This window comes from Bradyrhizobium sp. AUGA SZCCT0105 (genome assembly GCF_018129565.1).
Classification (GTDB): domain Bacteria; phylum Pseudomonadota; class Alphaproteobacteria; order Rhizobiales; family Xanthobacteraceae; genus Bradyrhizobium.
Window position 1 is genome coordinate 429,986 of the sequence record NZ_JAFCMK010000005.1, and the last position, 10,519, is coordinate 440,504.

The 10,519-nt window shown below is 65.1% G+C and carries 11 protein-coding genes; 4 read left to right on the top strand and 7 right to left on the bottom strand.

Annotated elements, in window-relative coordinates; genetic code table 11:
* Positions 1 to 282: 282 nt before the first annotated feature.
* From JQ573_RS25040 to JQ573_RS25050, 3 genes are read right to left on the bottom strand one after another with little or no spacing between them, the layout of a single operon-like run.
* Complete coding sequence (locus JQ573_RS25040; protein WP_212315755.1) at positions 283 to 957, bottom strand: RraA family protein; 675 nt, start codon at positions 955 to 957, stop codon at positions 283 to 285.
* Positions 958 to 990: 33 nt separating this feature from the next.
* Positions 991 to 2,016 (bottom strand): amidohydrolase family protein, encoded by a 1,026-nt coding sequence (locus JQ573_RS25045; protein WP_212315753.1) that lies wholly within the window; start codon positions 2,014 to 2,016, stop codon positions 991 to 993.
* Between the two features lie 34 nt (positions 2,017 to 2,050).
* The gene (locus tag JQ573_RS25050; protein WP_212315751.1) at positions 2,051 to 3,379 is read right to left on the bottom strand and encodes an MFS transporter; all 1,329 of its coding nucleotides are present in this window, start codon (positions 3,377 to 3,379) and stop codon (positions 2,051 to 2,053) included.
* 202 nt (positions 3,380 to 3,581) lie between these two features.
* Here JQ573_RS25050 and JQ573_RS25055 point away from each other — a divergent pair, with 202 nt between their 5' ends.
* A complete protein-coding gene (locus JQ573_RS25055) occupies positions 3,582 to 4,517 on the top strand; it encodes a LysR substrate-binding domain-containing protein (protein WP_212315749.1) in 936 nt (311 codons plus the stop codon).
* A 248-nt stretch (positions 4,518 to 4,765) separates the two neighbouring features.
* Positions 4,766 to 5,116, top strand: coding sequence for a hypothetical protein (locus JQ573_RS25060; RefSeq protein WP_212315747.1), 351 nt, complete (start codon positions 4,766 to 4,768; stop codon positions 5,114 to 5,116).
* 9 nt (positions 5,117 to 5,125) lie between these two features.
* On the opposite strand, the gene JQ573_RS25065 is transcribed toward JQ573_RS25060, so the two are convergent.
* Positions 5,126 to 5,839, bottom strand: a complete 714-nt coding sequence (locus JQ573_RS25065) for a glutamine amidotransferase-related protein (RefSeq protein WP_212315745.1) — start codon at positions 5,837 to 5,839, stop codon at positions 5,126 to 5,128.
* Between the two features lie 85 nt (positions 5,840 to 5,924).
* Positions 5,925 to 6,899 (bottom strand): hypothetical protein, encoded by a 975-nt coding sequence (locus JQ573_RS25070; protein ID WP_249132348.1) that lies wholly within the window; start codon positions 6,897 to 6,899, stop codon positions 5,925 to 5,927.
* Positions 6,900 to 7,344: 445 nt separating this feature from the next.
* On the opposite strand from JQ573_RS25070, the gene JQ573_RS25075 reads away from it, so the two are divergent.
* Complete coding sequence (locus JQ573_RS25075) at positions 7,345 to 7,893, top strand: cytochrome b (protein ID WP_212315743.1); 549 nt, start codon at positions 7,345 to 7,347, stop codon at positions 7,891 to 7,893.
* Between the two features lie 15 nt (positions 7,894 to 7,908).
* On the opposite strand, the gene JQ573_RS25080 is transcribed toward JQ573_RS25075, so the two are convergent.
* Positions 7,909 to 8,436, bottom strand: a complete 528-nt coding sequence (locus JQ573_RS25080) for an Lrp/AsnC family transcriptional regulator (RefSeq protein ID WP_212316444.1) — start codon at positions 8,434 to 8,436, stop codon at positions 7,909 to 7,911.
* An 87-nt stretch (positions 8,437 to 8,523) separates the two neighbouring features.
* Here JQ573_RS25080 and ald point away from each other — a divergent pair, with 87 nt between their 5' ends.
* Positions 8,524 to 9,639, top strand: coding sequence for an alanine dehydrogenase (ald, locus tag JQ573_RS25085; RefSeq protein ID WP_176533261.1), 1,116 nt, complete (start codon positions 8,524 to 8,526; stop codon positions 9,637 to 9,639).
* A 102-nt stretch (positions 9,640 to 9,741) separates the two neighbouring features.
* Here the strand turns inward: ald and JQ573_RS25090 are convergent, their stop codons facing one another.
* Complete coding sequence (locus JQ573_RS25090; protein ID WP_212315741.1) at positions 9,742 to 10,512, bottom strand: IclR family transcriptional regulator; 771 nt, start codon at positions 10,510 to 10,512, stop codon at positions 9,742 to 9,744.
* Positions 10,513 to 10,519 lie beyond the last annotated feature (7 nt).

Sequence of the window (10,519 nt, forward strand, 5' to 3'; positions counted from 1 at the left end):
GTTGCCGTAAGCAACAACGCACCAGCCATAACGCCCACCCTGTTGTCCCGGTTCGGCTTTTATCCCCGACGAACCTTGGTTTTGAGACTGCGGGAGCGCTGGTGCTTTGGCAAACAAGATGTGTCCCGGAGGTCCGGGATTCTTTTCCATCCGAAATCGGGAAAAATTCCCGATGCCGGTCGACGGGCCCGCCAACCGGCTGCGCGGTGGTGATTCTCGCCGGTTTTGCGAAGACTTATGCCCAAGAGGCAGGCATCCCGCCTCCTGGGCGGCGGCCGCAGGTCAGTCCTTGAACTCGCAGCCGAGCCGCTGCAGGGCCTCATCGACCCAGCGGCGGTCACTGGTGCCGGCGAGGATCTGCTGGATGGCCTTTTCCTCGGTCGCCTTCTTGGCTTCGGTCAGCTTGCAGACGGCCTCGGCGTCGTCATGCGGCACGCAGAGCACGCCGTCGTCGTCGGCCACGATGAGATCGCCGGGCTCGACGATCATGCCGTCGATCGAGATGGCGCAATTGATCTCGCCCGGGCCGTCCTTGTAGGGCCCGCGATGGGCGACGCCGGCGGCAAACACCGGGAACGATCCGGCGCGGATCGCGCCGGCATCGCGGATCGAGCCGTCGATCACGAAGCCCGCGACGCCCTTCTTCTCGGCCAGCGTCGACATGATCTCGCCGATGATGGCGTTGACCAGGACGCCGCCGGCGTCGACCACGATCACGTCGCCCGGCTGGGCGAGATCGATCGCCTTGTGCACCATCAGATTGTCGCCGGGCCGGGTCTTCACGGTCAGCGCCGGGCCGCCGAGCCAGCCGCCCGCATGCATCGGCCGCAGCCGGTTGGTGCCGGTGATCCGCGACATCACGTCGCTGATATTGGCGACCGGCAGCGTGCGGTAGCGCGCGACGAGGTCGGGCGACACTTTCCGCTTCGCCTTGTGAATTACAAATCCTATGGCCATCGGTGTTCTCCGGTGTGTTGTCGGCGCGGTCGGCTAGTGTGCGCGGCGGTCGAGATGGGCGTTGAGGCGCGGATAGACCCGGCGGGCATTGCCTTCGAATATCTTGGCCTTGTCCTCCGCGTTCAGCGGCAGCGCGTCGATGTAGCGGCGGGTGTCGTCGAAGTGATGCCCGGTCTCGGGATCGATGCCGCGGACCGCACCGACCATCTCCGACGCAAACAGGATGTTCTCGACCGGGATCACCCTGGTCAACAGCTCGATGCCGGGGAGATGATAGACGCAGGTGTCGAAGAACACGTTCTTCAACAGATGCTCCGACAGCGGCGGCAGCTTCATGTCCTGGGCGAGGCCGCGGTAGCGGCCCCAGTGATACGGCACCGCGCCGCCGCCATGCGGGATGATGAAGCGCAGGGTCGGGAAGCGCTTGAAGATGTCCGAGGTCAGGAACTGCATGAAGGCGGTGGTGTCGCCGTTGAGGTAATGCGCGCCGGTGCCGTGGAAGCAGGGATTGCAGGACGAAGAGACATGGACCATCGCCGGCACGTCGAGCTCGACCATCTTCTCATACAGAGGATACCACCATTCATCGGTCAGCGGCGGATCGCACCAATAGCCGCCGGCGGGATCGGGATTGAGGTTGCAGCCGACGAAGCCGAGCTGCGTCACGCAGCGCTCGAGCTCCTCGATGCAGTTTTTGGGCTGCACGCCCGGGCTCTGCGGCAGCTGGCAGACGGGAACGAAATTCTGCGGGAACAGCGTGCAGACCCGGTGCACGAGGTCGTTGCAGATCGTGGTCCACTCCCGGCTGGTCGCTTCCTTGCCGACATGGTGTGCCATGCCGGCGGCGCGCGGCGAGAAGATGGTGACGTCGGTGCCCCGCTCCTTCTGCAGGCGAAGCTGCGCGCCCTCGACGCTGGTGCGGATCTCGTCGTCGGTGATGCCGAGATTGGTGGTGAGCGGCCGGCGCGATCTGTCGGCGAGGCCGGCGAGCTGCTTGTCGCGGAAGATCTGCAGCTTGGCCGGCTCGGTGGTGTAATGGCCGTGACAGTCGATGATCATGGTTGCGTCCTTGTTGTTCCCCTTGGCAGGGTTGTCAGTGTGCGACGGATGACGGAATCGCGCCCGTCAATTCCGTCTCGCGCGGTTTGACCCGCATGGTGGCGGCGATGGCGGAGGCGACGAACAGGAAGCCGGCGATGCCGACGAGCGCCCAGGAGAAGCTTCCGGTGGAGTCCTTGATCAGGCCGATGCACCACGGGCCGATCAGGCCGCCGAACTGCGCCAGCGTGTTGACCATGGCGATCGCGGCGGCGCCGGCCGCGCCGGTCAGCAGCGAGGCGTTGATGCTCCAGAACAAGGGATTTCCGGCATTCAGGCTGAAGCCGACGATGCAGAGGAACACGAAGGCCAGCACCGGGCTTGCGACATAGGCGCTGCCGAGCATGGCGACGGCGGCGAGCAGATAGACGGCCGCAAGATGAAACTTGCGGTCGCCGGTCTTGTCCGAACTTCGGCTCACCACGATGGTGCCGACGACACCGAGCAGCGGCGGGATCGCCGACAGGAAGCCGACCTCGATGTTGCTGAGATTGCCCATGCCCTTGATGATCTGCGGCAGCCACAACAGCAGGCCATAGATGCCGACCAGCGCGCAGCCGAACAACGCCGCCAGCAGCCAGACCCTGATATCGAGCACGCATTCGATCAACCTGTGCTGCCCCTGCTGTTCGATCTCGGCCCGCTCAGTGGCAAGCTCGCCTTCCAGCCAGGCGGCCTGCTCTTTGGTGAGCCAGTTCGCCTTGGCCGGGCGGTCGGTCAAATAATAGAGCGTGAACAGGCCGAGCAGAATGGTCGGCACGCCCTCGGCGATGAACATCCATTGCCAGCCATGCAGGCCGGACGCGCCGTCGAGGAAGGTCATGATGCTGGTCGAGATCGGCCCGCCGAGCACGGCCGAGAACGAGCCGGCGATGATGTAGCCGGCCACCGCGCGGGCGCGGTAGCGCGCGGGGAACCAGTAGGTCAGATAAAGTACCACGCCGGGCATGAAGCCGGCTTCCGCGACGCCAAGGCCGAACCGCATCACATAGAGGCTGAGCGGATTCCAGACAAAGGCGGTCAGCGTGGCGACGAGGCCCCAGGTGATCAGGATGCGCGCGAGCCAGATCCGGGCGCCGAGCCAGTGCAGCATCAGATTGCTCGGCACTTCGAGCACCATGTAGCCGAGGAAGAAGATGCTGGCGGCAAAGCCGAAGATCGCAGGGCTGAGGCCAAGGTCCTTGTTCATCGTCAGCCCGGCGTAGCCGAGATTGATGCGGTCGAGATAGTTGAAGAACATCATGACGAAGAGGATCGGGATCAGCCGCCAATAGACCCGGCGGATGGTTTGCTGTTCGAGTTCGCTGACGGACGCCTGGCCCATTGGAATCCTCCCTTGCTTTCTTGTTATCGCGCCTGTGATCCGAGCCGGGCGGAGCGCCTGTTATTCGCGGCGATTTCGCATGGCTGACCGGCTGCGCGTGTTGCCCCTTGGAGCATCCGCGTTTTGGCGCCAAGATCGGGAAACGGACCTGGGAGGTCAAATACCGCTTTGACCCGTCACTTATAGGGAAACGGAATAAGCGATGGATTACAGGCAGCTTCGCTACTTCATCGCGGTCGCCGAAGAGCTCAGCTTTAGCCGCGCCGCCAAGCGGCTGCATGTCAGCCAGCCGCCGCTGAGCACGCAGATCAAGGCGATGGAGGAGGAGCTCGGCACCCAGCTGTTGTCGCGGACGCGGCGTGCGGTCGAGCTCACCCAGGCCGGCCAATTGCTGCTGGAGCACGCACGGCGTGCCGTCAGCGAGCTCGATCTGGCGTCGGAGACCGTGCGCCGCGCCGCGCGCGGGGAGGCCGGCGCCGTTCGTGTCGGCTTTACCGACTCGGTTCCGATGCTCGAGATGTTCGCCGTACTGTTCCGCAGCTTCCGCGGCAGCTATCCGCGGGTGAAGATCGAGCTCAGGCACATGTCGACGGCAAAACAGTTGCAGGCGCTGGCCGACGCCGAGCTCGACGTCGCGATCATGCGGCCGCCGCTGGATTTCCGGCCGGCGGCCGATCTGCAGGTTCATGTCGTCTGGCGCGACCGGCTGATGGTGTTCCTGCCGATCGATCATCCGCTTGCCGCCGCACCCGGCAAGCTCAGCGTTGCCGACCTTGCCGAGCACGAATTCGTCGGCATGGCGGAGAGCGGTTGCGGCGTCGGTGACCAGGCGGCGATGCTGTGCCGGCGCGCCGGCTTCGCGCCGCGGATCGCGCAGGAAGCGCATGAACTGCGCACGGTGCTTAGCCTTGTTGCGGCCGGGATCGGACTGTCGATTCTGCCGTCATGCTACCAGCAGGCCGGTGTCATGAACGTTGTCGCGAAAGCGCTGGACACGCCGGATGCGGAGAGCCGCATGCTGGTGGCGATGCGCTCGAACGCCTCGCTGCTGCCGCGCCGGTTCGTCGAATGCGCGCTGCAGGCGGCGTCGCGAAGTGCACCGCCGCTGGTCCCCGAGGTCGCTGCGGCGATCCGCTGATCGAGCTGCGCCGAAGGCGAACGCGCGCCCTTGAGATGGCGACCTGCCGTGCGTGGCACGCGACGGTCCGCGCTCCCATACTTTCGTCGGCCGTAGTCTCCCGGAATGCAGTCTGGCGTCACTCTTGCATACTTCAATGCCAGGTGCTGGGGCGCCGATTCGTCGTGTTTCGCCCGCGACGGCAATGTCGCCGGCGAACAGTAAGTGATGCGCGCCCGCAGCTGGATCAGATCTGCGGAGACCACAACATGCACGCCATCACGCGTGCGGCACTGCTGCTGGGGGCGATGTGGCTGACATCGCCGACCCTGGCGCGCGACGACGGCCGCTACGCCAATTCACCTCTGAAACCCTGGTTTGAAAGTCTGCACAGCGGCTACGGACAATGCTGTTCCGACGCCGACGGATCGGTGGTCGCCGATCCGGACTGGGAGTCGGATCACGGCCATTATCGCGTGCACATCGACGACGAATGGGTCGTGGTGCCGAACGAGGCCTTGATCACCGAGCCGAACAAGATCGGCCGAACCATGGTGTGGAAGCACTATATCGACGGCCACCCGCGCGTGCGCTGCTTCATGCCGGGCAGCATGACCTGAGGCGCTGTCTTACGCGGGCGTATGGCGTGTGAGGAAGCGCGTCACCACGCCGCCGAGCGTGGCGTGGTCGAGAGGTGCGGTGAGCGACGCCTTGGCGGTTTCGACCACGGCATCGGGCGCGAGGCCGCGGCGCAGATCGCACAGCGCGTCGGCGTAATCGACGGTGAATTCCGGATGCGGCTGCACCGACAGCGTGGTGCCGTTGGCATAGAGCAGCCCGGCATGCGGGGTGAATTCGGACGCCATGATGGTGCGTGCGGAAGCGGGCGGGGTGATCACCTGGTCCTGATGCGAGGCGGCCGCCGCGATCGTCTCGCCGTCGATCAGCCCGTTGTCCGGTGCCAGCCGATAGACGTGACGGCCGATGCCCCAGCCTTTCTCCGATTTGCACACGGTGCCGCCGAGCGCCTGCGCGATCAGCTGGTGGCCGAAGCAGACGCCGACCATCAGAACGCGTTTGTCATGGGCCGTGCGCACGAAGGCTTCGAGCGGCGCGATCCAGGCGACATCGTCATAGACACCGGCCGCCGATCCCGTGATCAGGATCGCATCCAGTGTGGCCGGATCCGGAAGTGCCTCGCCGTTGGCGACGCCGACGACGTCGCAGGCGACCGACGGATCGGCCGTGGCCACCATCCGCTGGAACATCTGCGGATAGCTGCCGTGGCGCTCGCGGAACTGCGGACTGACGAGCCCGGTTTCGATGATGGTGATGCGGGGCATGGAACGCGCTGACGGATGGGCGGGGATGCCTCAGCGTTTACTCCGGAAGCGCTGACGGCCGCAAGCTGTGCGGCGCGGCCGCCGGTCAATTCCGCGACGGCGCCATCGCGTCGATCGTTGCGGTGTGCTGCGCCGCCGGCGTCGTGCTGAAGATCGCCGGTATCGGGCTTTCGATCGTCGGCGTCGTCGCGACGATCGCAGGCTCGGTGCGGTAACGCGGCAGCTGATCCTCGAGCGAGTAGCCGACGCAGAGCGCGAGGCTCGACCAGACCGCCATGCTGAAATACAGCGACATCCAGGCGATCTCCTCGCGCCACTCGGCGATGTCGTGGGTCACGACCCAGCGTCGGCTGACGTCGCGCAGGCCATCGAGCGGATGCAGCAGCGTGCCGCCGGCGGCGAGATTGGCGCGCCAGCGGTTCAGATACATCGGGACGTCGACGGTCATCAGGAAGGCGAGGAAGGCGGCGATGCCGACGATCGCGACGATGAAGGCCCAGCGCACCGGGCCCTGAAACTCGGGCAGCAGCCGGCACAGCGCGATCCCGACCAGGAAGAACACCACGGCCCAGATCGAGTTCTCGATCGCGTTGCAGAGATAATGGGTGGTCAGCACCGCATACCAGGAGAAGCATTCCGCAATCACGATCAGCGGCACGATGATCCAGGCGATGTTGATGGTGGTCTCGGCGCCGGTCATGGTGCCGAGCTGATACAGGATGATCGCCCATTGCGCGGCGAAGCAGACCTCGGCGACGGTCGCGACGGTGCGGCCGACCACGACGCTCGACAGCCAGGTGTCAAACAGGCAGATGCGCTGCACGTCGGCGCGCGGCAGCACCGAGCGGAAGGCGCAGCCGAACACATAGGCCGCGCAGAGCAGTAGCATCAGGCCGATGCCGGACGTATTGCTGAGGCTGCCGTTCGACTGCTCGTGGAACTGTCGGTACAGCGCGAACCAGATCGCGATGTTGGCGGCACTGACGAGGCTCAGGAAGCCCCACCACCGGACCACCGGATTCGACCAAGCCAGCGAAACCGGCCGCGCCCGCCACTCCATGCTCATTCACCGCTCCGCGTGTAACCGAACTGATATTGAATTGTAGCAATTCTGTCATAGAAGGCGGCGAATCACGACTAAAAAATACGTGTGGCACGGGGCCCTGGCGGCTCCGATTGTGACAGCGTTTGTGACAGCGGGCGCGGTTTGTGACAGCGAGCGCGTGGTTGCGCGGCCCACGAAACCTCCCCTCCTCATTCCGGGATGCGCCGAAGGCGCAGGCCCGGAATCCATCGGGCCGCCGTGTCGTGGTTGAATGGATTCCGGGCTCGCGCTTCGCGCGCCCCGGAATGACGATGGAGGGAGTCCAGCCTTCGCGATTGTGATCGAAGTTGGCGGCCGCCCCCGTAGGCAGGCATCGCGCGATCATCTATTGAACGGCCTTCCTTTTTCGGGCCGAACCCGCACGGGCGGCTTCAAGCCAAGGCGCCTTGTGACGACGGATATGACGGCCAGCTACGATCCGCTGTTGCGCAGGATTCACTGGGCGACGGCGGTGCTGTTCATCGCGGCCATGCTGATCGGGCTTTATTGCGGACTGCAGCCGGCAGGGACGTCGCCGCGGCGCGAACTGCTCGAGGTGCACAAGTCACTCGGCGTCACCCTGTTCTTCCTGGCGATCCTGCGGCTGATGGTGCGCGCCGTGACCACGGCGCCGCCGGCGCCGGGCTCGTTCTCTCCGCTGGTCAGGATCGCGGCACGGCTCAATCACTGGGCGCTCTACGCCATCCTCTTCGTGATGCCGGTGACCGGATACATGTTCTCGTCGGCCGGCGGGTATTCGCTGCGCTATTTCTGGACCTTCAGCTGGCCGCGCCTGTTCGCCGACAACAAGGCGGTCGCGGAGGCCGGCGAGCTCGCGCATGGCCTGCTTGCCTACTTCGTTTATGCGGTGGTCGCGCTGCATATCGCGGCGACGCTCTGGCATGTCGTCGTCAAGAAGGACGAGACGCTGGCACGGATGTGGCCGCGCGCGAGCCGCAATCAGTTCTGACGCGGCGGTCGGCCTTCAGCCGCGCAGCGCGGTTTCCGGAATGGTGCGGCGAACGACCTCGCGCATCGCGAAGCTGGAATGGATGCGGGCGACGCCCGGCATCCGCGACAAATGCTGCTTGTGGATGCGCTCGAAGTCGGCGATGTCGCGGGCAATGACCTGCAAATGATAATCGTCGCTGCCCGACATCAGATGGCAGGACACGACATCGGGGCAGCGTGCGATCGCGGCCTCGAAGGCTGCGAGATAATCCTCGCTCTGCTTCTCCAGCGTGATGGTGACGACGACGGTTGTCACGAGGCCAAGCGCAGTCGGTTCGAGGTCGACGCGGTAGCCGCGGATCACGCCGATCTCCTCGAGATGGCGGATGCGCCGCGCGCAGGCGGTCGGCGACAGCCCGACCTTCTCGGCAAGCTCGATCTGGCTCGCGCGAGCGTCGGCGACCAGCTCGGCGAGGATTCTGAGATCGATACGATCGAGACCGTCCACGCAGTTTTCCTTCGATGGCTGAGCTGGAAACGAAGGATATGAGCGTATCTGCATGTGCACAAGCTGGAATTCGCTGAGAAACGCCATGTGACGAGGAATAGCCTTGAGGTTAACGGAAACGAATCCTTCAAGGAGCGGACCATGCGCATCGGCGTGCCCAAGGAAATCAAGGTCGAGGAATATCGGGTCGGGCTGACGCCTGCCTCGGTGCGGGAATATGTGGCACATGGCCACGAGGTGGTGGTCCAGCGCGGCGCCGGTGACGGCATCGGTGCTGGCGATGACGTCTACACCCAGGCCGGCGCACGGATTGCCGACACCGCCGAAGAGGTGTTCTCGGTCGCCGAGATGATCGTGAAGGTGAAGGAGCCACAGCCGTCCGAATGGATCCGGCTGCGCGAGGGCCAGATCCTGTTCACCTATCTGCATCTCGCGCCCGACGTGCCGCAGACCGCGGGGCTGATCGCCTCCGGCTGCACGGCGGTCGCCTATGAAACCGTGACCGATGCGCATGGCGGGCTGCCGTTGCTCGCGCCGATGAGCGAAGTCGCAGGCCGGCTGGCGATCGAGGCCGCGGGCGCTGCGCTGCGCAAATCCGCCGATGGCATGGGCAAGCTGCTCGGCGGTGTGCCGGGCGTTCCGCCGGCGCGCGTTGCGATCATCGGCGGCGGCGTGGTCGGCACCCACGCGGCGCGGATGGCGGCAGGCCTTGGCAGCGACGTCACCATCCTTGACCGTTCATTGCCGCGGCTCCGCGCGCTCGACGACCTCTTCCTCGGGCGCGTCCGCACCCGCTACGCCACGCTGGAAGCGATCGAGCAGGAGGTTTTCGCGGCTGACGTTGTGATCGGCGCGGTGCTGGTGCCCGGCGCCAGCGCGCCGAAACTTGTCTCGCGCGCGCAGCTTGCCGGCATGAAACGCCGTGCGGTGCTGGTCGACGTCGCGATCGACCAGGGCGGCTGCTTCGAGACTTCGAAGGCGACCACGCACCAGGCGCCGACCTATCTGGTCGACGACATCGTGCATTATTGCGTCGCCAACATGCCGGGCGCGGTGCCGGTCACCTCGAGCCACGCGCTCAACCACGCCACCTTGCCGTTCGGCCTGGCTTTGGCGTCGAAGGGACTGCGCGCGCTGGTCGAGGATCCGCATCTGCGCGCCGGCCTCAACGTCCATCGCGGCCGCATCACCAACCGCGCGGTGGCCGAGAGCCAGCATCTGTCGGCCGTGATGCCGGAGGAAGCGCTGGCGTCGTAGGAATTTCGACGCGCATTTGTAGCCCGGATGCAGCGAAGCGAAATCCGGGGCCGATCTCTCCGCGGAGGGACTGCCCCCGGATTGCGCTTCGCTGCATCCGGGCTACGGCGCCACATCTGTCAGTTCTTTCAGCCGGCTCTGCATAACTTCAATGACGTGCGCGCGCTTTGCCGCGATTCGTTCGATTGGTCCGCCGATGCCGATCGCGAGCGGCGCGCGTCGCTTTGGCAGGGGAACGAGCATGCCGATTGTGTTTGCGCCCGGCGTCGTGCGGCCGCTCGACTCGGAAAAGCCGCGGCGGCGGATGCGCTCGACCTCTTCGAGAAAGGCCGCTTCGCGAACGCGCGCCGACTGACTCGGCTCCTCAGCGTTGTTGCGACGGATGATACCGCGAATTTTGGTGTTTGGCATTTGGCTCAGCAGCACGTGTCCGAGCGCGGTGCGAACCATCGGTCGTATTTGACCGGCATTTGCAATGAACTGAAGCTGATTGCCGCCGGGGACAACGTGTAGATATCGCATCCCGGCGGCGCCGGCCTGTTGTCCAAGCATGACGGTCTCGCCGCCCGTTGCGGTCCAGAGTTCCTCCATCAGATCGGTGAGCTTTCGATCACGGAACGGAGAACGGCGGATCCAATCACCAAGCAGATTGACCCGGTAGCTGGGGATGAAGCGCCGGGTCTGTCGGTCGTATTCAAGGTAGTTCAATTCAACGAGGCTGCGAAGCAACACGGACGTGCTCGATTGGGGCATCTCCAGCGCGGAAGCTATTTCAGTCACGGAAGCAGCCCGCTTTGTTTCCCGAAAGAACTCCAGAACCGCAAACGACCGCATGGCCGATTTGACGATGGCCGTCTTGTTCGCGTTCGGCATGGCTGTC

What these genes read in the sequence shown, in the direction of transcription:
- JQ573_RS25040 (WP_212315755.1), bottom strand. Translation starts at nt 957, where the DNA reads ATGGCCATAGGATTTGTAATTCACAAGGCGAAGCGGAAAGTGTCGCCC.
- JQ573_RS25045 (WP_212315753.1), bottom strand. Translation starts at nt 2,016, where the DNA reads ATGATCATCGACTGTCACGGCCATTACACCACCGAGCCGGCCAAGCTG.
- JQ573_RS25050 (WP_212315751.1), bottom strand. Translation starts at nt 3,379, where the DNA reads ATGGGCCAGGCGTCCGTCAGCGAACTCGAACAGCAAACCATCCGCCGG.
- JQ573_RS25055 (WP_212315749.1), top strand. Translation starts at nt 3,582, where the DNA reads ATGGATTACAGGCAGCTTCGCTACTTCATCGCGGTCGCCGAAGAGCTC.
- JQ573_RS25060 (WP_212315747.1), top strand. Translation starts at nt 4,766, where the DNA reads ATGCACGCCATCACGCGTGCGGCACTGCTGCTGGGGGCGATGTGGCTG.
- JQ573_RS25065 (WP_212315745.1), bottom strand. Translation starts at nt 5,839, where the DNA reads ATGCCCCGCATCACCATCATCGAAACCGGGCTCGTCAGTCCGCAGTTC.
- JQ573_RS25070 (WP_249132348.1), bottom strand. Translation starts at nt 6,899, where the DNA reads ATGGAGTGGCGGGCGCGGCCGGTTTCGCTGGCTTGGTCGAATCCGGTG.
- JQ573_RS25075 (WP_212315743.1), top strand. Translation starts at nt 7,345, where the DNA reads ATGACGGCCAGCTACGATCCGCTGTTGCGCAGGATTCACTGGGCGACG.
- JQ573_RS25080 (WP_212316444.1), bottom strand. Translation starts at nt 8,436, where the DNA reads ATGCAGATACGCTCATATCCTTCGTTTCCAGCTCAGCCATCGAAGGAA.
- ald (WP_176533261.1), top strand. Translation starts at nt 8,524, where the DNA reads ATGCGCATCGGCGTGCCCAAGGAAATCAAGGTCGAGGAATATCGGGTC.
- JQ573_RS25090 (WP_212315741.1), bottom strand. Translation starts at nt 10,512, where the DNA reads ATGCCGAACGCGAACAAGACGGCCATCGTCAAATCGGCCATGCGGTCG.